This is a genomic window from Streptomyces sp. NPDC004126 (assembly GCF_050275515.1).
GTDB lineage: Bacteria > Actinomycetota > Actinomycetes > Streptomycetales > Streptomycetaceae > Streptomyces.
In genome coordinates this window covers 41,601-63,641 of the sequence record NZ_JBNNPF010000036.1, presented here as the reverse complement: position 1 = coordinate 63,641, position 22,041 = coordinate 41,601, and the positions used below count along the sequence as shown (strand labels likewise).

The following is a 22,041-nucleotide window of genomic DNA, read 5'->3' as shown; positions in this document are numbered from 1 at the left end:
AAGAAGCCTGACGCGATGACGCAGGAAAAAGGGGGAAACGCCGCGATGCCGACCTGCCCGAACGGCCACCAGTCCGCCTCCGACGACTGGTGCGAGGTCTGCGGCCTCCGCATGACCGCCGGCGCCGCCCCCGCTGCACCCTCCTACGGCTACGGCTACCCTCCCACCGGCGGGGAGCCGACCGCCCAGGCCGAACTGTGCCCGCAGTGCCGGACCCCGCGCGAGGCGATGGCCCCCTTCTGCGAGGAGTGCCGGTACAACTTCCTCACCCGCTCGGCGACCCCGTACGCCGCCGAGCCCGTACCGGCCGCGGGCCCCGGCGCGTCCGGGCCCGGCACCGGCGCGGTGGCCACCCCGCCGCCCCCGCCGCCGGCCCCGCCGCAGCCGGTGTTCTCCCAGGACCACTTCGACTACCAGGGGTCCCGCCCGTCCCGGGTCAACCGGCCGGCCGAGCCGCTGCAGAGCGATGACGACTGGGTGCTCCAGCCGCCCGCGCAGGAGCAGCCCGTCGCCGCGCCGGTGCAGGCTCAGCCGCAGCCCGTACCGCAGGAGTTCCGGCCGCAGTCCGAGTACCCGCAGTCCGAGTACCGGCAGCAGCCCGACTACCAGCAGCCCCGGCCGCCGCAGCCGCCGCTGCCGCCGCAGCCCGAGCCCTTCGCGGCCCCGGACCGCGCCGGCAGCGCCTCCTGGTCGGCGACGATCGGCCCCGACCGCTCGTACTTCATGGCGATGATGCAGCGCAGCGGTCCCGAGGCCGCCGCGCTCAACCTGCCCGCCTACTCCCCGGAGCTCCACCTCCCGCTCTCCGGCGGCCAGATCACCATCGGCCGCCGCCGCGCCTCCACGGGCGAGTCCCCGGACATCGACCTGTCGGTGCCCCCGGAGGACCCGGGCGTCTCCCACCAGCACGCGGTGCTGGTCCAGCAGCCGGACCTGACCTGGGCCGTGGTCGACCAGAACTCCACCAACGGCACCACCATCAACGGCGGCGAGGACCCCATCCAGCCGTACGTGCCCGTCCCCCTCGCCGACGGCGACCGCGTCCACGTCGGAGCCTGGACCACGATCACGGTCCGCCGCGGCTAACCGCGGGGCGGCGGGGGCTCCTCCCCCAGGGGCCACACGTAGGGCCCCTGGGGATCGTCGAGCCAGGCCCACTGCCCCTCCGGCGTGACCGTGACCCCGAACCGTTCGCGCGCCGGCCGCCCCTCGCCCCGCCACAGGTCGAGCGCCTCGCGCGGGTGCAGCACGTCCGCGGTCAGGATCAGCAGGAACTGGAAGCGCTCGTTCTCCACCAGTTCGTACGGGATCCCGTGCAGCGGCCCGGTCGCCCCGGGCGGCCCCGGCGCGGCCGTGGCCCCGCGCAGCGGGACGAAGTACGCCGGGGTGTGCAGGAAGCGGCCCTCCGCGAAACCGGCGTCCCTGACGGTCAGCGCGATCAGCCCCGTCGACAGCGGGGCCAGGATCCGCGCCCCCGGCCGGCACTGGCCGAGCCAGGCGGGCGGGATCAGCGGCAGGGTGCAGGTCACGAGGATCCGGTCGAAGGGCGCCCGGGCCGGGCAGCCGCGCGCCCCGTCGCCGGTGACCACGGCGGGCCGGTAGCCGAGCCGGGCCAGGTGGGAGCGCGCCGACTCGGTGATCTCCTCGTCCAGGTCCACCGTGGTGACGAGGCCGTCGCCGAGGCGGTGGCAGAGCAGGGCCGCGTTGTAGCCGGTGCCGGCACCGATCTCCAGCACGTTGTCCCCGTCGCGCACCCGGAGCGCGTCCAGCATCTTCGCCATCAGGGAGGGCTGGCTGCTGGAGGAGACCAGCTCGCCGTCGCGCAGCCGCGTGGCGAGCGGGGCGTCGGTGTACACCCCGCGCAGCCAGCGGGCCCGGCGCTCGGGGTCCGGGTCCTCGTCCCACAGCCGCTCGTGCCCCGCTCCGCGCCCGGTCCAGAAGTACGGCACGAACAGGTGCCGGGGCACGGCGGCGAAGGCCGCCCGCCAGGCCGGGTCCTCCAGCACGCCCGCGGCGGTGAGTTCCCGTACCTGGGCGGCGTGCGCCGTCTCCCGCAGGTCCTTCTCCGCGGCCTTCGCCGTGCCCATGTCTCCACTGTGCTGCGGGCGGGCCCCGGGTGCGACCTCTCGGCGGGGCCGGGTGCCGCCGGTCCTAGGACCGGGGTCCTCCGTCCGGGCGTCTGAGACGATGGTCGGGTGAATGACGACGCGCAGAGCACGGTGCAGGAGACGACCTTCTACGAGCAGGTCGGCGGCGAAGAGACCTTCCGCCGACTGGTCCACCGCTTCTACCAGGGGGTCGCGGGGGACCCGCTGCTGCGCCCGATGTACCCGGAGGAGGACCTCGGGCCCGCCGAGGAGCGGTTCGCACTGTTCCTGATGCAGTACTGGGGCGGCCCGACGACGTACAGCGAGCACCGCGGGCACCCGCGCCTGCGCATGCGGCACGCACCGTTCCAGGTGGACGCGGCCGCGCACGACGCGTGGCTCGCCCACATGCGCGTGGCGGTGGACGAGCTGGGGCTCGCGCCGCAGCACGAGGCGCAGCTGTGGCGGTACCTGACCTACGCGGCCGCCTCGATGATCAACACCGCGGGCTAGCGCACAGCTCGCGGGGCGCGCCCTGCGTGCGCCGTGCGCGCGCCCCTGCAAGCGGCCGTACGCGGCCCCCCGGACGAGCGCCCGCTCCGGCCCGTACGGGGCACGGGCGGGCGGTCCGCGGTACCCCGCGCGCACTCCCGGGAACCCCTCCGTCGCACCAGCACCGACGGAACTGGAGGTTCCATGTCACAGGACACTGCGGACGCGGCGGATCCGACCACCGACGCCGACGAGGAGGCACTGGACCGCGCCCTGGCCGCGGGCCGGTCCGCCGCGGCTCCCGGTCCGCACGAGAGTACGAGCGCGTCCCAACCGGGTCGCGGGCCGGCCGCGTACCGGTCCGACGGACAGCCGGCCGCCCGCAGGCAGCCGGACTCGGAATAGGAGGCGCGCCATGTCCTTGAGGTTCCAGAACAACTACCACCGCGAGATCTGGACGATGGTGGAGCGGCACCAGCCCAACTGCTCCGACGGCAGCAACTGGGTGAAGGAGGGCTGGTGGAGGATCGGCCCCGGGGAGAGCGCGGTCGTCTACGGCGGTGACGTCAGTGCCGTCAACCAGATCTGGTACTGCTACGCGTACTCGGGCGACGGCGTCGAGTGGCGGGACCGCTTCCAGGAGACGGTCCCGCACCGCGCCTTCGAGTGGTGTTCGAACACGTCGGACAGCAGCTCACGGACGATCCTCATGAACGAGTTCGTCGTGAGCCGTCCGAACCACGTGCACTCGTTCAACCCGTAGCCGGCGCCGGGCACGCAGCAGGCCCGTCCGCCCCCGGTGACCGGCGGGCGGGCGGGCCGGTCCGTGACACGGGCCCTGGACGGGACGAACCTAGACGGGCCGCACCTGGAGGGCGCCGAGGCCGGCGGGGCCGCCGCCGGGGCGGCGCAGGGCGACGGAGCCGTAGGGGGTGCGCAGCCGCAGCCAGCCGCCGGAGACGAGCAGCTCCAGCGGGTCCGGGGCACCGGCGGCGGAGCCCCCGGAGCCGGAACCGGCGGGGACCGTGGAGCGCACCGGGCGCAGGAAGCCCAGGGACTGGGCGGCGTGCACGGCGCGCAGCGGCAGCTCGGTGTCGCCCAGGGTCCGCGACCAGATCTCGCGGCCGATGCGGTCCCGCTCGGAGCGGGTCCGGTGCTGCGGGGGCAGGGCCTCGTCACGGGCGCGGAACTCGGCCACGGCGGCGGCCACGGCCGCGCGCACCGCCTCGGGGGCGGGCAGGCCGGGAACGGGACGCCAGCCGCCGCGGGGCGGCAGGACGCCCGCCCAGGGCGGGCCGGTGACGGGTCCGGGCACGGTCACGGCGGCGCCGCTCTCGTCGACGGCCTCCAGCAGCTCGCCCGCGGAGACGGTGACGTCCAGCGGGGTCGCGAGGGGCTCGGCGAGGCGTGCCGCGCGGACGGCCAGGACCTCGAAGGAGGGCGGGCGTCCGAAGACGGCGAGCGCGCCGCCGCCCGCCGGCGCCTGGAGGCGTACGGCGGCGGCGCGGTCGTAGTGCACCAGCCGGCCCAGGAAGGCGGCGAGGTCCGCCGCCTCCCCGGAGTCGGCGAGGCGCAGCTGTCCGCTCATGCCGCGAGGCGCCTTCCGGCGGCCGCGGGAGCGTTCTCGGGGGTGTCGAGGTACTGCTCCAGGAAGTGCCGTTCCTCGTCGGTGATGCGGCGGGGCCGCCCCTCGGCGAGGTTGTAGGGCACGACGACCGTCTCCGCGCGGACGTAGACGGTCTCCGGCGCGTCCTCGGTCGCCTCGTCCTTGACCTCGTAGCGGATGGTCAGGGACGCGGCGCCTATCCGGGTCACCCAGGACTCGATGAGCACCGGCTCGTGCCGGTGCACGAGGGGGAGCTTGTAGTCGATCTCGTGGCGGGCCACGACGGACCCGCCCGTGAAGGACTCGCTGCCCTCTCCCGGCGCCAGGCGGAACATGAAGTCGATGCGCGCCTCCTCCAGGTAGCGGAGGAAGACGACGTTGTTGACGTGCCCGAAGGCATCCATGTCCGCCCAGCGGAGGGGGCACCGGTAGTGGTGTCTGGCCATGACCGCGACCTAGCCCCGGGTGAGCTTCTTGTAGGTGGCGCGGTGCGGACGGGTGGCGTCCGGGCCGAGCCGCTCGACCTTGTTCTTCTCGTAGGACTCGAAGTTGCCCTCGAACCAGAACCACTTGGACTCGCCCTCGTAGGCGAGGATGTGGGTGGCCACCCGGTCCAGGAACCAGCGGTCGTGGGAGACGACCACGGCCGCACCCGGGAACTCCAGCAGCGCGTTCTCCAGGGAGCCCAGGGTCTCGACGTCGAGGTCGTTGGTGGGCTCGTCGAGGAGCAGCAGGTTGCCGCCCTGCTTGAGGGTGAGCGCGAGGTTCAGGCGGTTGCGCTCACCACCGGAGAGGACACCGGCCGGCTTCTGCTGGTCCGGGCCCTTGAAGCCGAAGGCGCTGACGTACGCGCGGGACGGCATCTCGACGTTGCCGACGTTGATGTAGTCCAGCTCGTCCGACACGACCGCCCAGAGGGTCTTCTTGGGGTCGATGTTGGCGCGGCCCTGGTCGACGTACGAGATCTTGACGGTCTCGCCGACCTTGATCTCGCCGGAGTCCGGCTTCTCCAGGCCCTGGATCATCTTGAAGAGCGTGGTCTTGCCGGCGCCGTTCGGGCCGATGATGCCGACGATGCCGTTGCGCGGCAGCGTGAAGGACAGGTCGTCGATGAGGACCTTGTCACCGAACGCCTTGGAGAGGTTGTTGACCTCGACCACGATCGAGCCCAGGCGCGGGCCCGGCGGGATCTGGATCTCCTCGAAGTCGAGCTTGCGCATCTTGTCGGCCTCGGCCGCCATCTCCTCGTAGCGAGCGAGACGGGCCTTGGACTTCGCCTGGCGGCCCTTGGCGTTGGAGCGGACCCACTCCAGCTCTTCCTTGAGGCGCTTGGCGCGCTTCTCGTCCTTCTTGCCCTCGACCTTGAGGCGCTCGGCCTTCTTCTCCAGGTAGGTGGAGTAGTTGCCCTCGTAGGGGTGCGCGCGGCCGCGGTCGAGTTCGAGGATCCACTCCGCGACGTTGTCGAGGAAGTAGCGGTCGTGGGTGACGGCCACGACGGCGCCCTTGTACTGGGCCAGGTGCTGCTCCAGCCAGTTCACGGACTCGGCGTCGAGGTGGTTGGTGGGCTCGTCGAGGAGCAGCAGGTCGGGGGCCTCCAGCAGCAGCTTGCAGAGGGCCACGCGGCGCTTCTCACCACCGGAGAGGTTGGTGACGGGCCAGTCGCCGGGCGGGCAGCCCAGGGCGTCCATGGCCTGCTCCAGCTGGGCGTCGAGGTCCCACGCGTTGGCGTGGTCCAGGTCGTCCTGGAGCTTGCCCATCTCCTCCATCAGCTCGTCGGTGTAGTTCGTCGCCATTTCCTCGGCGATCGCGTTGAACCGGTTGAGCTTCTGCTTGATCGGGCCGACGCCGTCCTCGACGTTCTCCAGGACCGTCTTGGACTCGTCGAGCTTCGGCTCCTGCATGAGGATGCCGACGGAGTAGCCGGGCGACAGGAAGGCGTCACCGTTGGAAGGCTGCTCGATGCCCGCCATGATCTTCAGGACGGTGGACTTACCGGCGCCGTTCGGGCCGACCACGCCGATCTTGGCCCCCGGCAGGAAGTTCAGGAAGACGTCGTCGAGGATCACCTTGTCGCCGTGCGCCTTGCGCGTCTTGCGCATGGTGTAGATGAACTCAGCCAAGAGAAACCGTCCGGCAGATCGATGGTGGGCAGATACACCCCATACTGCCGTACGTCCATCCCCCGGGGGAAACCAGTACTGGCCCCCCGGGGCCCCCGCGGGCCCCCGGCCAGGGCAGGATGACCCTGAGTACCACCGGCATCACCAGTACGGGTACGACGCTCCGGGGGGAGTCCTTGTGGACGGCTGGCCGCTACCGCTCGCGATAGCGCTCATCGGGATGGCGGGCACGCTCTTCGCGCCACTGCTGACGCAGCGGCTCGTCGGCCGGGTCCAGTCCGAGCAGTTCGAGCGGCAGGAACGGATCGCCGAGGGCCAGAGGCGGCACGAGCGCGCGGTGGCGGAGCTGGACGTCCGCCGGGCCTGCTACGTGGCGGCGATGGCCGGGTACCGGCGCTACCGGATCGAGCTCATGAACTTCCTGTGGCTCGTCCACCGGGCGGACACCGCCCCGGAGGCCACGGCACGGGGCCGGGCCGGGCTGGAGGACGCCCGGCAGGCCGTGCACCTGGCATTCGCGGAGGCGCAGCTGGTCGGCTCCGAGGCGGTCGTGGCCGAGCTGGACTCGACGACCGAACGGCTCGCAGGCGCTTTCTACCGGATCCTGCGCCTGCAGGAGGGCGACCCGGAACCGGACGGCTCCTTCGAGGCCGTCAAGGCGGATCTGCTCGGGCTCGGGGAACGGTGGCGGGAGATGCGGGCCGTGATGCGGGCCGACCTCGGGACGGACCCCGAGGTTCAGCGGGGGCGGTAGACGGGGAGGGCGTCGGGGAGGGCGTCCAGGGTGAGGGCGGCGGGGGCCTGGGCGTATTCGCCGTCGTAGGCGAGCGGGGTGCCGGGCGGGACGTCCGCGACGCGCAGGCGGCGCAGCCGGGTGGCGATGTGGACGGGTGACCGGCTGAGCGGGCCGGCGAACGCGGCGGCCAGCAGGCGCGGGCCGGGGCGGCCGCCGCCGTGGACGATCCGCAGGTCGAGCAGGCCCTCGCCGAGGCCGGCCCGGCGGCGGGGTGCGGGGCCCGTGCCCTGGTAGGTGCCGTTGCCGGCGAAGAGCAGCCACGCGCTGCGGGGCCGCCCGGCCAGGGTCATCCGTACGGGCCGCTCGGCCCGCAGCACCCGCCAGGCGGCCAGTACGGCGGCCGGCCCGCCCCCGATGCGCGGCGCCCACCGCAGGCGGTGCCGCAGCAGCTCGGGGTAGGCGCCGATGCTGAAGTTGTTCAGGAAGTACCGGACCTCCTGCCCGGCCCCGCCGGCCGGGGTGATGCGGCCCAGGGAGACGCGGACCGCCTGGCCCGCGGCGAGGGCGCGGCAGGTGTCCTCCGGGCCGGTGAGGCCGAGGTCCAGCGCGAAGTGGTTGAGGGTGCCGCCGGGGAACACCGCGAGCGGCACCCCGGCCCGCAGGGCGGCGGTCGCGGCGGCGTTGACGGTGCCGTCGCCCCCGTACACCCCGAGCACCTCCGCCCGGGCGGCGGCCGCCGCCATCGCGGCCTCCACCTCCTCCCCCGCGCACTCCACGACCTCCGCCCGCGGCAGCAGCTCGCGCAGCACGTCGAGCCCCGTCCCGCGGGCCGTGCCGGACGCGGTGTTCACCACGACCGTCAGCCCGGCCCCGTCCGGCAGGGCGGGCGCGTCGGCCGCCGGGCGCTCCGCGCCGGGGACGGCCCGCGCCTGCTCGGCGCGGCGCACGAGGCCGCGTACGGCGAACCCGGCCGCGGCCCCGAGGGCCGCGCCCGCCAGCACGTCGGACGGGTAGTGCACGCCGGTGTAGACCCGGGAGAAGGCCACCGACGCGGCGACCGGGGCCACCACGGCCCCCCATCCGGGGGATTCCAGGGCGAGGCCGACGGTGAAGGCGGCGGCCGAGGCGGAGTGCCCGGACGGGAAGGAGGTGGTCCACGGCGGCACGGCCGGCAGCCGCGCCACGGGCACCCCTTCCAGCAGCGGCCTGGGCCTGCGCACGGACCACTTGCCGACGGTGTTGACGGCGGCCGAGGCCAGCGCCAGCGAGGCGGCGGCGGTCAGCGCCCCCTTGCGGGCCCGGGGCGAGCCGACGACGGTGATCACCGCGGCGGTGCCGCCCCACAGCACCCCGTGGTTCGCGGCCCGGCCCAGGGCGGGCAGCACCCGCTCGGCCCCGGGCCAGTGCCGCTGTGCCACGAGGTCGAACAGTCGTCGGTCCCAGGCCGCGAGGGTGCCCCGCCAGGTCAGTTTCTGATCAGCCACCCCTCGCCCCTACCCCGGGCAGCCGCCCGGAATCAGCCCTCGCCGTCCTCCCCCTCGAACGGACGCTTGCGCAGCAGCAGGACGACCATGCCGCCCAGCACCACCAGCCCGACCGCGAGGGAGGCGATGACCGGGGTGGCCGCGGAGCTGCCGCTGGTCGCCAGCCGCTCCTCGTCCGGGGAGTCCGACCCGGCCGTGGCTGACTCGGCCACCGCCACCTCGGACGCGCCGGCCAGCTGGCCCACGGTCCCGGCCGCGCCCGCCGGGACGGCCGGCGGCTGCGGCCAGACACCGGTGGCGGTGGCGGCCGCCGCGGACTCGCTGGAGCCGGCCACGATCTGCGCCTCGGCCGGGATCCCGCTGGTGAAGACCCGCCCGACGGGCACCTTCGTGGAGCCGTGCACGGTCACCGAGGCCGTCCCGTCCGGGGTGCCGGCGGGCACCTCGAAGTACAGCCGGCTGCCGTTGCCCGCGGAGGTCACCGGCCGCCCCTCGGAGTCGACCACCCGCACCCCCATGGCGGTGGCGGCCGCGTCGGGGGTGACGGTGACGCTCTGCGCCCCCGTCCGGACGGTGACCGGGCCCAGCCGGGTGCCGACGGCGCCCGTCAGCGGACCGGACACCTGTCCGGGGTCCAGTCCCAGCGACGCCGGCGGCTCCGGCAGCCGGCCGGCCTCCCGCTGGAGGTAGTCGGCGAGCCGCGCCGCCGCCGGGTCGGCCGCCTCCACCTGCGCGCCGTCGGCCAGCCGCCAGATCGCCACCTGGGTCCCGGCGGCCGCGCTCTCCGCGGTCAGCGCCCCGGCCCCGGCCGCCTTCGCCAGCCCGGCCAGGTCGTTGTGCTGGGGGTAGGAGTGCTCCAGGACCCAGCGGATCCGGCCGCCCGCGTCGGTGTTCTGGGCCAGGGGGCTGCCGCCCCAGCCGCTCTCCGTGTACCGGGCCTGGGGCTGCGCGTAGCCGGCGATCCCGACTCCGTACGTCTGGAGCATGCCGCCGCCGTCGACCCGCATCTCGTACAGCCCGGCGGGGATCTGCCGGACCGAGCCGTCCCCGGCGCGCAGGACCGCCTGCCCGTACGTCTTGAGGCCGTCGAGCACGGCGCTCGCGCCCCCGGCGGCCCGGCCGGCGGCTGCCGGGCCGGAGTCCGCCGCGGCGCGGGCGCCGGGTGCGGCGGTGAGGGCCGCGGCCAGCAGGGCCGCCGCCAGGGGCCGACGGACGGAGCCGCGTGCCGCACCGACGGGGGCGACGGCCGCAACCGGACCGCCACCGACGGTAAGCGGAACCTCCGGACGGACCGGTCCGGCCTCGGGTGGGACGGTGGACGCGGAGGCGGGCCCGCCCGCGGACGCGGTGGACGCCGCGCGGGGATCGGAGGATGCGGAGGATGCGGGAACAGCAATCGGCACAGTTCTCCCCTTCGGGCCGAAGACCAAGGTGCCCGTGAGTACCGGGGAATCCTAGCCGCCTCGAACACTCAGACCACCGCCGCCTTCTGAGGGCCCATCAGTGGGGTGTCCGTCTTGACGACCCTGCGGAAGGCCGCCGTTCCGCGGGTGAGGTCGTGTCCGACGGCGATCGCGTCGATGTCCGCCGAAAACCAGCGGACGCCCTCGCCGTCGGGCGGGTCCTCCCGGACCCGCAGACGCCCGTGCACCACCAGCGGTTCCCCGACCGAGACGGAACTGGCCAGGTTGACCGCCAGCACCCGGCGCGCCCACACGGTGTAGAAGCTGGTGGGGCGGTCCGTCCAGGTCTCCGTGCGCCGGTCGAAGTACCGCGGGGTCACGGCGAAGCGGAATCTCGCGGACGGACCGGTCACCGTCTCCTTGAAGTCGATCTGCGTCGCCACGTGCCCGACCAGCGTCACCAGGGTGTCGTTCATCCCGGCCGCCCTCCCCCGCACTCCGTACCCGTGCGGACCATCCGCACGAGGTACGACCATGCTGGCCCCGGGCCCCGGCACCCCGCTCCGGCCTGTGGATTACTGGCGGGTTGTGGACAACTTCGTCCCCCCTGCGGCGACCGCCGCGTACTGCTCGCGCACCTCGCGGTAGCGCAGCAGCTCGGCCGCCACCGGTTCCAGCACCCGGGCCCGGCCGCAGCCGGCCGCCGCCTGCCTGAGCCGCCGTTCGGCGTCCTGGCCGTACCTGCGGGCCGGGCCCCGGGCGGCGATCGAGCAGGCCCACTCCACCAGCGGCCCGCCGACGATGCCCGCCACCATGAACAGCACGGGCGGCAGCAGCTTCGGCTCCAGGACCCCGACGATCTGCCCGACCAGCCACAGCCCGCCGAAGATCTGCACCAGCGTCATGGCCGCCTGCGCCAGCACCGCGACCGGCCACCAGGCGGGCCGCGGCGGCTTCGCGCCGGGCACGGCGACGGCCGCGCCCAGGGTCACCGCCAGCTCGTCCAGCGCCTCCGGCAGCCGCTCGGCACCGCGCACGGCGGTCTCCCGCACGGCCTGCGCCCAGGGGTCGGGCAGGCCGACGACGGCCTCGTCGGCGACCGTCCGCACGGCCTGCTCCACGCGCTGGCGGGCGGTCACCTCCTCCTCGGGGGGTGCGGCGGCGGCCGTGCCGGAGCCGCGGCCCTTGGCCGACATGAGGGCCAGGGAGGCGAGCGAGCGGGGGGCGCGCCGGCTCTCGTACCAGCGCCACAGCCGCAGCCAGGGCGTGCCGCAGGCCGTGCCCGCGTTGCGCCGCCAGGCCCGTTCGGCGGCGAGGCCGGCCGCGTACGCCCCGACCGCTTCCGCGAGCCGGTCCTCGAACTCGGCGCGCGCCGCCTCGCCGATCTCGGGGCCGGAGGGTCCGGAGTGCCCGTCGGCGACGTAGAGCGGGCGCAGGCGCAGGGCGGCCCGGTCGACGTCGGCGGAGATCCGCCGGGTCGCGGCGCCCTTCTCCTGGGTGAACTGTCCGAGGAGCTCGCGGAGTTCCCCGACGCCCTCACCCGTCAGGGCGGACAGTCCGAGGACGGTGGCGCCGGGATCGCCGTGCTCGCCGAGGGCGATCCCGTCGTCGTCCAGCAGCCGCCGCAGGTCGTCGAGTACGAGGTCGGCGGCGTCGCCGGGGAGCCGGTCGACCTGGTTCAGGACGACGAAGGTGACCTCGGCGTGCCCGGCCAGCGGCCGCAGGTACCGCTCGTGCAGGACGGCGTCCGCGTACTTCTCCGGGTCCACCACCCACACCACGGCGTCGACCAGCGCCAGCACCCGGTCGACGTGCTCCCGGTGCGCGCCGAGCGCCGAGTCCAGGTCGGGCAGGTCGACGAGGACCATGCCGCGCAGCGCCTCGGCCTCCGGGGTCTCGCGGGGCCGGCGCCGCAGCCGTCCGGGGATCTCCAGCCGGTCGAGCAGTCCGGCGGCGCCGTCGGACCAGCTGCAGGCGATGGGGGCGGCTGTGGTCGGGCGGCGCAGTCCGGTTTCGGAGATCTGCACTCCGGCGAGTGAATTGAAGAGGGTGGACTTGCCGCTTCCGGTGGCTCCGGCGATGGCGACGACGGTGTGCTGCGGGGACAGGCCGCGGCGCGCGGCGGCTTCGTCGAGGACCCGTCCGGCCTCGGCGAGGGTCTTGCCGTCGAGGCGGGTGCGGGACAGTCCGACGAGCTGGCGCAGGGCGTCGAGGCGCGTCCGCAGGGCCTGGGCCTCGGGGCTGAGCGGGGGCGCGGGCGCCTTGCCGCCGTCGCTGCCGGCGCCGGAGACCGCCCGCACGATCGCCTCGTCGCCGCCGTCGTCGTCCTCGGCGCCCGCGCCGCCGCGTGCGCCTTCGGCTCCGCCTTCCGCCTCCTCGTCGAGGCCGCCGGCGAGGAGGGCGGCGTCGAGCAGCGCGTCGTCGATGAGGGCGTCCCCGGCGCGCGCGCCGCTGCCGCGCGGGCCGCCCTTGCGGTTGGCCCTGTTGCGCGAGCGTGCGATGAACCCGTCGTCCCACCGGTCGCCGGCGTGGTCGCGGTCGCGGTCGGTCACGGCGGTCACCGCGTCACCTCTCCTTCTGCAGTACGGACAGCGCGGCGATCAGCTCGGCCTGTGGTTCGGGGGTGACTTCGAGGGCCTGGAGGGGGGCGAGCCGGCGGTCCCGTTCGGCGCGCAGGACCTGGTCGAGGTGGTCCCCGACGAGTTCGCCGCCGCGGTCGCGCAGGCGTACGGCGGCCTGTACGCCGATCCGCTCGGCCAGCTTCTCCCCCGCCGGGCGGGCCCGTTTGCCGCCGAGGAGGGCGGCGACGAGGAGGGCGGCGACGCCGTCGGGGTCGGGCGCGGGCTGCTTGCCGAGCTTGGCGACCTCCTCCTCGGCGAGTTCCTCCAGTACGCGCCGCCAGCGGCGTACGGCCATGCCGATACGTTCCGCCGCCTCCCGGTCGGGTGCGGGCAGCGGCACCGCGCCGGCGGCGGGTTCGCGCCGCCAGACGTCGGCGATCCGCTCGTCGGCGGCGGCGACGGCGCACTGCAGGAGCGCGGCGAGGGATTCCGCGAGGGAGTCGAGGAGTTCGTCGGCGCTGGTGTCGAGGGGGTAGCCGCGCCACCGGGTGAGGGCGTCGCCGGCGAGCACGGCGCCCTTGTCGAGGCGGTTGCGGACCCGCTTGCCCTCCTGCCGGTACGCGTCCTCGACGGCGGAGGTCAGCCGGACCGCGGCGGCGTGCTGCGCGGCGACGGCGGAGGCCAGCTCCGGCATGCGGCGCTTGAGGGAGTCGAGGGCGCCGAGGGCGGTCCGGCCGACCGCGTACTGCCGGGCGGCCGGGTCGTGGACGTGGTGGGTGAGCCAGGCGAGCAGCGGCGCGACGGCACTGGCCGGCAGCAGCCCGCCGCCGCCTGCGGACTCGGGCAGTTCGGGCACGGTGAACCGCGGTACGTCGCCCAGCCCGGCGCGGGTGAGCAGTGCGCCGTACTGGCGCGAGACCTCGGCGAGCACCTGGTGCGGGACGCGGTCGAGGACGGTGATCAGGGTGGCGTTGTACTGCTTGGCGGTGCGCAGCAGGTGCCAGGGGACGGCGTCGGCGTACCGCGAGGCGGTGGTGACCATGACCCAGACGTCCGCGGCGCAGATCAGCTCGGCGGCGAGGGTGCGGTTCTCGACGACGAGGGAGTCGATGTCGGGGGCGTCGAGGACGGCGAGGCCGCGCGGGAGGGTGGACACGGTCTCGATCCGGAGCTCGCTGGTGGCGCCGGGGTGGCCGGGGGCGCGCAGGGGGTTCTTCCTGGAGGGGGGCACCAGGTCCTCGTCGGACTGGGGCGCCCAGACGCGCATGAGGTCGGGGAGGATCCGCATCCCGGCGAACCAGTGGTGGTCGTCCGGGTGGCAGACGAGGACCGGGGTGCGGGTGGTGGGGCGCAGCACTCCGGCTTCGCTGACCTGGCGGCCGACGAGGGAGTTGACGAGGGTGGACTTGCCGGCCCCGGTGGAGCCGCCGACGACGGCGAGGAGCGGCGCCTCGGGCGCCTTCAGCCGGGGGACGAGGTAGTCGTCGAGCTGCGCGAGCAGCTCTGCTCTGGTCTGGCGGGCGCGTGGGGCGCCCGGCAGGGGCAGCGGCAGACGCACGGACGCGACCCGGTCGCGCAGGGCGGACAGGGCATCGAGCAGCTGAGGCCGAACATCCAAGGTCACCACATGCGAAGAATGCCCAATTTGGGACCATTTTTGAAGCTTATACGCCCTCTGCGCGCCGACCGCGACTCCTGAGGGACATCATGGACACGGCGGACGAGTGGGACGCAGGCATAACGAGTGCACAACACCCAGGCCGACGCGGCGCAAAAGCGGTGCGAGAATCGCACCTGCCTGCGATTATCGGGACCGCTTCACCGAACCTCCACAACGTGGCACGCGAGTGAAGCAACCGGGACAAGGCAACCGGAGCCCTATCCTTGACCCGGCACGGACCGCAGTCCCACCCCCACCAAGGGGCTCCAGGCCACCACGGTCACCTTCCGGCCCCCGTAGCTCAGTGGATAGAGCAGGCGCCTTCTAAGCGCTTGGCCGCAGGTTCGAGTCCTGCCGGGGGCACTTCCTTCCACCCTCCCCGGGGGTTTCCCGGGGCCGTCCGGGCCGCCTCGAAGGGCGGTCGTCACGGCGTCCGCGATTGGCGGAAATTCACTCGACAGGACCCTTGCGGGATCCTTGCACCCGCAAAAGCGGAAAGCCCAAAACCGGAAGAGCACCGTCCCGCCCGACGGGGGTTTGTTCGGGCGGGACGGCGTGCGGGGTGGCTCCGGGGGCGACTTCGGGGTCGGCTTCGGGTCCGGGTCCTGGATCAGCCGGCCTGTGAGGCGGAGACGGGGGCGGGCTCGGCGGGGGCCCCGTCGGCCGGGGCGTCCTGCGGGGAGACGCCGAAGGCCTTCACCGCCTGGTAGTACGTCCAGGCCGTGCTGTCGCAGGAACCCTTCTTGACGCCCGAGTACTGCGAGCAGACCCGCTTCAGGTCGGCGTAGAAGCCGTCGTCCAGCCGGGACTTGTTGGCGGAGAAGGTGCCGGCCGCCTTGTAGTTGCGGTAGCCGAAGTCGTGGCGGGCGCAGGCCGTCTGGAAGGGGAAGCCGAAGGGGTTGTCGGGGGACGAGGAGCAGTAGTCCGTCGACCAGTCGAAGGCGTACGAGGCCCAGTTGCCCTGGCTGCCGCGCGCCGCGACCCAGGCGTTGTAGCTGGAGGCGCTGGTCTGCGTCCAGCCGCTCAGCACCTGCGGCTTGTCCGCCGGGACCGCCGAGGCCGGGGTGGCGAGGGCCAGCAGGCCCGCGGACACGGACGCGAGCAGGGGGACGAGACGGCGACGCATGGCATTCCTCCGAGTGGGGGCGGCGGGGCGAGCGGGCGACGGGGCCGCCCGGTCCAACTCCCGGCGCGGCGTCGGGACTCACCCTCGGAGCACGCCATATCCCCGACCCCTACCGCCCCTATAACGCGGCCCGGACGCGTACGTGTCGGCCCGGCTCCCCCTGGACCGCACCCCTCTCAGGTATGACCCCGTCTCCGACCTCCGGCAGATTCGAGGTTGATACCGGGGAGGGACGCGCGCGTGACTCCCGGCCCGAACACTTATGGGTATGAACCGCCGTCCGCTCGTCATCGCCGCCGCCGTCGCGGGAGTCCTCGCCCTGGCCGCCTTCGCGCTGCCCAACCTGCCGCCCAACCCGGTCACGGACGCCCTGCAGAAGCAGGTCCTGCGGGAGAAGGGCACGCGGTACGCCAGTGCCGCCGACGCACCGAAGAAGGGCGACCGGGCGTTCGTCCTGCCCAGCTGGATACCGGGGGACGCCACCGACATACGGATCCGCGCGCGCGGCGACGGCGGGGCCAGGCTGATCAGGTTCACCCTCGGCAAGACCCCGCTCGACGGTCCGCAGTGCGCCGGCGGAACGCCGAAGAAGGCGGGCGGCCCCCGCCTGGGCGCCCGCTGGTGGCCCGGCGACACGCGGCGCGAGGAGCGCCCCGAGTGCCGGGACCGCTACCAGTACCAGGTGTCGGTGCGCGGCCGGCAGGTCTACGCCTGGACCGACGGGACGCCCTCCCCCGGAGCCCGAATACCGGACGGCGGTGGCCCGGACGGCGGTGGCCCGGACGGCGGTGGCCCGGCCGTCGCGCCCGCCGCGGTCTCCGGCGGCACCCCCGCCCGGTAGGGGGAGCCGCTCAGCCGGCCTCGCGGGCCAGGACCGCGGCCGCGGCCCGGGCGAAGCCCTCCGGGTTGTCGAGCATGATGTTGTGCCCGCAGTCCGGTACGGCCACCACGGCGACGCCGGCGGCCTCCAGGGCATCGGCGCCGGCGAGCGGTCCGTCCTGCTCCGGGAGGAGGAAGCCGCGCGGGATCCTCAGCTCCAGCAGGAGCTCCCGCATGGTGGGCGTGGTGCCCGCGGCCAGGTTCACGGCGCTGCGGTGCAGGGCGGTGCGGCCGGCCAGCCGCATGGTCGACCACCAGTGCGCGCCGACCCGGTCCCGGACCTCCGCCCAGCCTCCGGCCAGGAACTCCTCCTCCGTGTAGGAGGCGAGGCCGCTGCTGCCGGCCGTGGCCGGACTGGGTGGCTGCGGGTCCAGGTTGGCGTCCACCAGGACGAGGCGGGAGACCAGCCGGGGGTGCCGGGCGGCCAGCACGATGGCCACCGCTCCGCCCATGCTGTGGGCGATCACCTCGGCGCCTTCGGCACCGGCCGCGGCCATGGCCTCCGCCACGGCGTCGGCGTGCGCCTCCAGGGTGTACGAGAACGTCTCGGGACGGTCGCTGTGGCCGTGCCCCAGCATGTCGAGCAGCAGCGAGCGCCGCCCGGCGAGCAGCGGGTGCACGGCGCTCGCGGCGAAGTAGGCCGGGGAGGTCGAGCCGAGCCCGTGCAGGTAGACGCGGGGCGCGTCCGCTCCCGGCAGTTCGACCCAGCGGATCCGGTCGCCTTCCGGCGTCACGATGGCACTGTGCACGGCGAGTTCCCCCTGGAGTGATGCGCGGAGTGATGCGCGAAGTGATGATCGACAAGTCAGGCACGAGGGTAACCAGGGCTCCAGCGGCCTCGTCTACCCTCGTCGGATGACCTTGTACGTGAACCAGCTCGACGGCGCCGAGCCCCTGACCGGACCGCCCCCGGCCGGGTCCGGTGTGGCGGTGTGGTCGCTGGACACCACGCGCGAGGCGATCGGCGGTCACGAGGCCGGCGGGGCCCGGGCGCTGCTGGACGCGGCCGAACGGGAGCGCGCCGACCGGCTGCTGCGCCCGGCCGACCAGCGCAGCTACCTCGCCTCGCACCTGGGGCTGCGCGTGCTGCTCGGCCGGTACCTGGGGCTGCCGCCGGAGGAGGTCGCCCTGGTCCGCGAGGACTGCCCGGGGTGCGGGGGGCCGCACGGCCGTCCCGCCGTGGCCGGGGGCTCGGTGCACTTCTCGCTGTCCCACAGCGACGACGTGGCGTACTTCGCCTTCTCGGGGGTGCCGGTGGGCGTCGACGTGGAGGGGGTGCCGAAGGCGAGCGCGGTGGCCGACGTCCTGAGCAGCCTGCATCCGGCGGAGGCGGGCGAGATCGCCGCGCTCCCGGAGGCGGAGCGGCAGGTGGCGCTGGCCCGGGTGTGGGCCCGCAAGGAGGCCTGCCTGAAGGGCACCGGCGCCGGGGTCGCCTTCGGCCTGGCCGAGCCGTACGTGGGCTCGGGCCCCGGCCCCGCCCCGGTCCCGGGCTGGACCCTGCGCGACCTCCCCGCCCCGGCCGGCTACGCCGCCGCGGTCGCGATCCGCGCCGCCGCCTGACCGGAGCCCCCGTCAGCGGCCCCGCCGCCGCCCCACCCTGGCGGTACGCGCCCGAGCGGCGGGGGCCAGCAGGGGCCACAGCCCGGCCAGCCACACCCCGGCCGAACCGGGAGCCGGCAGCCCCGCGGGCACGGCGTCGTGGAGCGCGGCCGTCTCCGGTTCCACGGCCCGGTGGTGGGACAGGATCGCCGGCTCGGCCGGCCCGGCGGCCGCGACGGCCACGCTGCGCAGGAACATCACGTTCGCGGCGAGCAGCCACACCGGGTCCCCGACCGGCTCGGCCCCCGACGCCCCGTCGCACCCCTCGGCCAGTGCCCACGGGTCCGGCGCCAGGTAGCGCACCGCCCCGACCCCCGTGAACCCGGCCGCCGCCGCGCACATCGCGCACGGTTCCTGCGTGCTCCACAGCGTGGCGGAGCCGAGGTCCCACCCCGTCCGGGCGGCCCCGAGCGCGTTCATCTCGGCGTGGGCCAGGGGCGTGCCCCGCAGCGGGCCCGCGCCCGGCCCCTCCCCGGGGGGCTCGTAGGCCTCGTTGCGGCCCTGGGCCAGCACACGCCCCGCCGGGTCCGTCAGAACCGCCCCGACCGCCAGACCTCCGGCGGCCAGCGCCGCGTGGGCCAGTTCCAGGGCCCGCCGCACCGCCTCCGGCGCCGACCGCCACGCCGTCCCGAACTCCCCGTCCCCGCCCGCTTCCTGCGTCATATCCGCATGCTCGCACGCCCCCGCCGCCCCTACCCTGGCCGCCATGGACATCCGCCGCGCCCGCAGCGCCGCCGAACTCGCAGCCGCCGAGGACCTCTTCGACGGGCCCGCCCGGACCGAGTGGTCCGAGCTCTTCCTCGCCCGGTCCGGCCACCTGATGCTCATCGCCTACGTCGACGGGGTGCCCGCCGGCATGGTCTCCGGCGTCGAGATGACCCACCCCGACAAGGGCACCGAGATGTGCCTGTACGAGCTGTCCGTGGGCGAGGGGTACCGCCGGCGCGGCATCGGCCGGGCCCTGACGCTGGCCCTCGCCGACGAGGCCCGGGCACGCGGCTGCTACGGCATGTGGGTGGGGGTCGACACGGACAACGAGGCTGCGCTGGCCACGTACGCGTCGGCGGGCGCCGAGGACGAGGGCGTCTTCTCGATGCGCGGCTGGCCCCTGCGCGACGCCTGACGGCGAGCGGCGGCGGACCAGGAGGCGAAGGCCCCGGTCCGCCCCCGGCGGTCGCGGAGAACGCCGGTCCGGCCCCGGTCCACCGGCACCCCTCCGGCGGAGTGCCGCAGGGCCGGCCGACGCCGCCTGAAGGCGCACCGCGGACCGGGGAGGCGGCGGACCCCCGCCCCTCCCCGGCGGCCGGGGAGGGCGCCGGTCCGGCACCGGTCCGGCCGCACCCCTCCGGCGGCGTGTCGTGGGGCCAGTCGGCGCACCCTCCGCGCGGGGGCGGTCGCGCTGGCCGAGCATCGGGCGCATGACCGCGATGACCTCCCTGCTCCCGGCCGCCGCACTGCTGGCGGCGGCCGCCGTCCTGCCGCCGCCGCACCCCGCCTCCGCCGCCGCCTCCGACGGCGCCCCCGCCTCCTACGTCGTGATGCTGAAGGACACCACCTCCCGCGCCCCGACCCGGGCCCTGGCCGCCGAGGCGGCGCGGGCGGGGGACGAGGTCGGGGCGGTCTACGACGCCGCCCTCAACGGCTTCGCGGTGCGGACCACCGCGGCCCGCGCCGCCGTCCTCGCCGCCGATCCCCGGGTCGCCTCCGTGGAGCCGGACGCGCCGTTCCGGATCTCCGGCGCGTCCTCCGACCCCGAGCCCCCGGCCGTCCCCGTCCCCGCCCCCGCCCCCGTCGTGGCGCCCGGCCCGGCCGCCCTGACCCAGCGGCCGGCCCCCTGGGCGCTCGACCGGATCGACCAGCGCGAGCTGCCCCTCGACGGTTCGTACACGTACTCCGGGAACAGCGGCCAGGGCGTCACCGTCTACGTGGTCGACACCGGGATCAACACCCTCCACCAGGAGTTCGGCGGCCGCGCCCGCAACGGCTACTCCGGCTACAGCGGGCTGTTCCAGGGCGGCGCCCAGGACTGCAACGGCCACGGCACGCACGTCGCCGCCACCGTCGGCGGGGCGACGTACGGGGTCGCGAAGGGGGTCTCCCTGGTCGGTGTGAAGGTGGCCGACTGCCGGGGCGACGGGAGCCTCTCGGTGATCCTGCGCGGCCTCGACTGGATGGTGAAGGACCACGTCAGGAACCCGGCCCGGGGTCCCGCCGTCGCCAACATGAGCATGGGCGGCACCCGGAGCCACTCCATGGACGCGGCGGTGATCCGCGCGGTCGCCTACGGGATCACCTTCACCGTGGCCGCCGGCAACGAAGCCCGGGACGCCTGCTCCGGCTCCCCGGCCGCCGTCCCGCAGGCCCTCACGGTCGGCGCGACCGACGACGCGGACCGGCGTCCGGCCTTCTCCAACCACGGCCGCTGCGTGGACATCTCGGCACCGGGACAGTCCGTCACCTCGGCCTGGAAGGGCTCCCCGACCGCCCTCGCGCGTGCCTCGGGCACCTCCATGGCCGCCCCGCACGTCGCCGGCGCCGCCGCGCTGCTGCTGGCGGACGGCCGGGCCGCGACCCCCGCGGAGGTGGGCCGGCTGCTCGTCCGCGACGCCGTCCCGGACCGGATCGCGAACCTGCCCGCCGGAACCCCGAACCTGCTCCTGCACGTCGCGGCGGCACCCCCGGCAACAGCCCCGGCGGCACCGTAGCCCGGCAGCACCGACCAGTCGGTATCCGATGTCCCACCAGACCGGGTCTGATGGGACATCAATGTCTGTGCGCTTCGGGCGAAAGCAAGCCATTGACTTCTCAACACCGCGACGCGTCAATGACGGCCATCCGCACCGGCTCGGCCTTCCCCACACAGCGGGTGGGGGGAGGGGTTCGTCATGACGAAGGAGTCGCGACCCTGTGAGTACGAGAACCCTCAGACGAAGAGTGCTGGCCGGGGCGGGCGCCCTGTCCCTGGCCCTGACGGGCGGCGTCGTGGCCCTGACGGGACCGGCGCAGGCCGCGACCAAGACCACACCCGTGCCGGTGAAGTGCGTCGCCCCCGCGCCCCAGCCGGGCGCCAACGGCAACCAGGACTACACCGTCACGGTGCCGGACACCGCCAAGGCGGGCGAGACCGTGCCGATCACCATCGACCCCGGCGAGACGCCGGTCGTCCCGATGTTCACCATCGACACGGTCAACACCATCAAGGCGAAGCTGCTCGTCGGCGGGGTCGCCCAGACGGTCACCAGCCCGCCGGTGAACAGCCACCAGGAAGCCGGCAAGAAGGCCGACCCGCCCGCCTTCAACGGCACGATCAAGATCCCGGACGGCACCGAGGGCACGACCGTCCAGATCACGATCGACCAGGTGGTCACGGACGCCGACCTCGGCGGCACGGTCTACACGACGACCTGTACGCCGGACCCGCGCCCCAGCGCCCCGGTCGCCTCGATCGCCGTCGAGGCCCTGCCGAAGGACCCGGTCACCACCAAGCTGACGCCCAACAGCGGCAAGGCCGGCACCGCCGTCACCGCCACCGGCGCCAACTTCCCGGCCGGCCCGGTCACCTGCTCCGCCCAGCTCGCGGGCGTGGCGACCGGTGACGCCGGCACCGGCACGGCGGACGCGTCCGGCGCCGCCACCTGCAACATCACGATCACCAAGAAGGCCGACACGATCAAGATCGACGGATCGGTCGCCCCCGCCAAGCCCTTCGTGTTCATCGAGGAGCAGGCGGGCGTGCAGAACCCGGTGGACATCGAGGTGCTGCCCGGGCCGCTGGCCCTCGGCCCGAAGGACGGCCAGCCGGCCGTCAGCTTCGGGGCGGTGACCATCAACGGCAAGGCCCAGTCGGTGTTCGGCGCGTTCAACGCCGCGACCGTCCAGGACTTCCGGGGCGGCAGCCTCGGCTGGGACGTGACGGCGACCCGTACGCCGTTCCTGAACCAGGCGACGGGCCACTCGATGGCCAAGGCGCAGCTCGGCATCCAGCCGTCCTGCACCGTGACCAACCCGGACAGCCCGAGCACCTGCACGGCCGGCGCCCCGGGCGCCATCTCGGGCACGCCGATGAAGGTCGCCTCGCAGGCGGCCGGCGGTGAGGAGCTGACCGGCGGCGAGTTCGCCGTGGGCGGCGCGGCGATGATCCAGCTGCCGCCGTTCATGTTCGCCGACACCTACCAGTCGGTCGTGACCTTCTCCATCGCCTGACGGACGACCCGAAGCGGGTGGTGGGGGGGGGGGGGCCCCCCCCCCCCCCCCCCACCAACCCCCCCCCCCGCCCGACCACACCCCC

General features: G+C 74.9%; 22 protein-coding genes and 1 tRNA gene. 11 read left to right on the top strand and 12 right to left on the bottom strand.

The features are described from left to right. The first annotated feature begins 15 nt into the window (after positions 1-15). Positions 16-1,086 (top strand): FHA domain-containing protein, encoded by a 1,071-nt coding sequence (locus ACQKM2_RS28660; protein ID WP_427714749.1) that lies wholly within the window; start codon positions 16-18, stop codon positions 1,084-1,086. Here ACQKM2_RS28660 and ACQKM2_RS28655 read toward each other — a convergent pair. Further along, positions 1,083-2,087, bottom strand: coding sequence for a methyltransferase domain-containing protein (locus tag ACQKM2_RS28655; protein ID WP_427714747.1), 1,005 nt, complete (start codon positions 2,085-2,087; stop codon positions 1,083-1,085). The genes ACQKM2_RS28660 and ACQKM2_RS28655 overlap by 4 nt on opposite strands. A gap of 108 nt (positions 2,088-2,195) precedes the next feature. Here ACQKM2_RS28655 and ACQKM2_RS28650 point away from each other — a divergent pair, with 108 nt between their 5' ends. The 3 genes from ACQKM2_RS28650 (at position 2,196) to ACQKM2_RS28640 (ending at position 3,342) form a co-directional block, all read left to right on the top strand. After that, entirely contained in the window at positions 2,196-2,600 is a 405-nt protein-coding gene (locus tag ACQKM2_RS28650) for a globin (RefSeq protein WP_125817208.1), read from the top strand. A 183-nt stretch (positions 2,601-2,783) separates the two neighbouring features. Next, positions 2,784-2,984, top strand: a complete 201-nt coding sequence (locus tag ACQKM2_RS28645; RefSeq protein ID WP_427714746.1) for a hypothetical protein — start codon at positions 2,784-2,786, stop codon at positions 2,982-2,984. Positions 2,985-2,994: 10 nt separating this feature from the next. Then, positions 2,995-3,342: a DUF1036 domain-containing protein gene (locus ACQKM2_RS28640; RefSeq protein WP_427714744.1), complete on the top strand. Its 348-nt coding sequence runs from the start codon at positions 2,995-2,997 to the stop codon at positions 3,340-3,342. 90 nt (positions 3,343-3,432) lie between these two features. Here ACQKM2_RS28640 and ACQKM2_RS28635 read toward each other — a convergent pair whose 3' ends face one another. Genes ACQKM2_RS28635 through ettA form a run of 3 tightly spaced genes read right to left on the bottom strand, consistent with a single transcriptional unit; the run spans position 3,433 to position 6,305 of the window. Beyond that, positions 3,433-4,167 (bottom strand): hypothetical protein, encoded by a 735-nt coding sequence (locus ACQKM2_RS28635; RefSeq protein ID WP_427714742.1) that lies wholly within the window; start codon positions 4,165-4,167, stop codon positions 3,433-3,435. Next, complete coding sequence (locus ACQKM2_RS28630) at positions 4,164-4,631, bottom strand: acyl-CoA thioesterase (protein ID WP_427714740.1); 468 nt, start codon at positions 4,629-4,631, stop codon at positions 4,164-4,166. The genes ACQKM2_RS28635 and ACQKM2_RS28630 overlap by 4 nt, the downstream gene beginning before the upstream one ends. Before the next feature lie 9 nt (positions 4,632-4,640). Next, positions 4,641-6,305: an energy-dependent translational throttle protein EttA gene (ettA, locus tag ACQKM2_RS28625; protein ID WP_031145507.1), complete on the bottom strand. Its 1,665-nt coding sequence runs from the start codon at positions 6,303-6,305 to the stop codon at positions 4,641-4,643. A gap of 178 nt (positions 6,306-6,483) precedes the next feature. On the opposite strand from ettA, the gene ACQKM2_RS28620 reads away from it, so the two are divergent. Next, positions 6,484-7,059: a hypothetical protein gene (locus ACQKM2_RS28620; RefSeq protein WP_427714739.1), complete on the top strand. Its 576-nt coding sequence runs from the start codon at positions 6,484-6,486 to the stop codon at positions 7,057-7,059. Here ACQKM2_RS28620 and ACQKM2_RS28615 read toward each other — a convergent pair. The 5 genes from ACQKM2_RS28615 to ACQKM2_RS28595 all read right to left on the bottom strand — a co-directional run bounded on the left by ACQKM2_RS28615 (position 7,044) and on the right by ACQKM2_RS28595 (position 14,107). Next, positions 7,044-8,525, bottom strand: coding sequence for a bifunctional phosphatase PAP2/diacylglycerol kinase family protein (locus tag ACQKM2_RS28615; RefSeq protein WP_427714738.1), 1,482 nt, complete (start codon positions 8,523-8,525; stop codon positions 7,044-7,046). The two genes, ACQKM2_RS28620 and ACQKM2_RS28615, sit on opposite strands and share 16 nt — an antisense overlap. Positions 8,526-8,557: 32 nt before the next feature. Next, complete coding sequence (locus tag ACQKM2_RS28610) at positions 8,558-9,928, bottom strand: TQXA domain-containing protein (RefSeq protein WP_427714736.1); 1,371 nt, start codon at positions 9,926-9,928, stop codon at positions 8,558-8,560. 68 nt (positions 9,929-9,996) lie between these two features. Beyond that, positions 9,997-10,404: a single-stranded DNA-binding protein gene (locus ACQKM2_RS28605; RefSeq protein ID WP_427714734.1), complete on the bottom strand. Its 408-nt coding sequence runs from the start codon at positions 10,402-10,404 to the stop codon at positions 9,997-9,999. Between the two features lie 99 nt (positions 10,405-10,503). Beyond that, positions 10,504-12,489 (bottom strand): GTPase, encoded by a 1,986-nt coding sequence (locus ACQKM2_RS28600; RefSeq protein ID WP_427714732.1) that lies wholly within the window; start codon positions 12,487-12,489, stop codon positions 10,504-10,506. Positions 12,490-12,493: 4 nt separating this feature from the next. Then, complete coding sequence (locus tag ACQKM2_RS28595; protein WP_427714731.1) at positions 12,494-14,107, bottom strand: dynamin family protein; 1,614 nt, start codon at positions 14,105-14,107, stop codon at positions 12,494-12,496. 332 nt (positions 14,108-14,439) lie between these two features. Here ACQKM2_RS28595 and ACQKM2_RS28590 point away from each other — a divergent pair. Further along, a tRNA-Arg gene (locus tag ACQKM2_RS28590) sits at positions 14,440-14,512 on the top strand. Between the two features lie 247 nt (positions 14,513-14,759). Here the strand turns inward: ACQKM2_RS28590 and ACQKM2_RS28585 are convergent. Further along, entirely contained in the window at positions 14,760-15,275 is a 516-nt protein-coding gene (locus tag ACQKM2_RS28585) for a phospholipase (protein WP_427714729.1), read from the bottom strand. Between the two features lie 268 nt (positions 15,276-15,543). On the opposite strand from ACQKM2_RS28585, the gene ACQKM2_RS28580 reads away from it, so the two are divergent. Next, the gene (locus ACQKM2_RS28580) at positions 15,544-16,116 is read left to right on the top strand and encodes a hypothetical protein (protein ID WP_427714727.1); all 573 of its coding nucleotides are present in this window, start codon (positions 15,544-15,546) and stop codon (positions 16,114-16,116) included. Between the two features lie 10 nt (positions 16,117-16,126). Here the strand turns inward: ACQKM2_RS28580 and ACQKM2_RS28575 are convergent, their stop codons facing one another. Beyond that, positions 16,127-16,903 (bottom strand): alpha/beta fold hydrolase, encoded by a 777-nt coding sequence (locus ACQKM2_RS28575; RefSeq protein WP_427714725.1) that lies wholly within the window; start codon positions 16,901-16,903, stop codon positions 16,127-16,129. A 106-nt stretch (positions 16,904-17,009) separates the two neighbouring features. Here ACQKM2_RS28575 and ACQKM2_RS28570 point away from each other — a divergent pair, with 106 nt between their 5' ends. Further along, entirely contained in the window at positions 17,010-17,714 is a 705-nt protein-coding gene (locus ACQKM2_RS28570; RefSeq protein WP_427714724.1) for a 4'-phosphopantetheinyl transferase family protein, read from the top strand. 12 nt (positions 17,715-17,726) lie between these two features. Here ACQKM2_RS28570 and ACQKM2_RS28565 read toward each other — a convergent pair whose 3' ends face one another. Beyond that, positions 17,727-18,416, bottom strand: coding sequence for a deaminase (locus ACQKM2_RS28565; protein WP_427714722.1), 690 nt, complete (start codon positions 18,414-18,416; stop codon positions 17,727-17,729). Between the two features lie 43 nt (positions 18,417-18,459). Between ACQKM2_RS28565 and ACQKM2_RS28560 the strand changes: the two genes are divergently transcribed. The 3 genes from ACQKM2_RS28560 (at position 18,460) to ACQKM2_RS28550 (ending at position 21,956) form a co-directional block, all read left to right on the top strand. Next, a complete protein-coding gene (locus tag ACQKM2_RS28560) occupies positions 18,460-18,876 on the top strand; it encodes a GNAT family N-acetyltransferase (RefSeq protein WP_427714720.1) in 417 nt (138 codons plus the stop codon). A gap of 295 nt (positions 18,877-19,171) precedes the next feature. Then, positions 19,172-20,458 (top strand): S8 family peptidase, encoded by a 1,287-nt coding sequence (locus ACQKM2_RS28555; RefSeq protein WP_427714719.1) that lies wholly within the window; start codon positions 19,172-19,174, stop codon positions 20,456-20,458. 202 nt (positions 20,459-20,660) lie between these two features. Next, complete coding sequence (locus ACQKM2_RS28550; RefSeq protein ID WP_427714718.1) at positions 20,661-21,956, top strand: hypothetical protein; 1,296 nt, start codon at positions 20,661-20,663, stop codon at positions 21,954-21,956. The last annotated feature ends 85 nt before the right edge of the window (positions 21,957-22,041 follow it).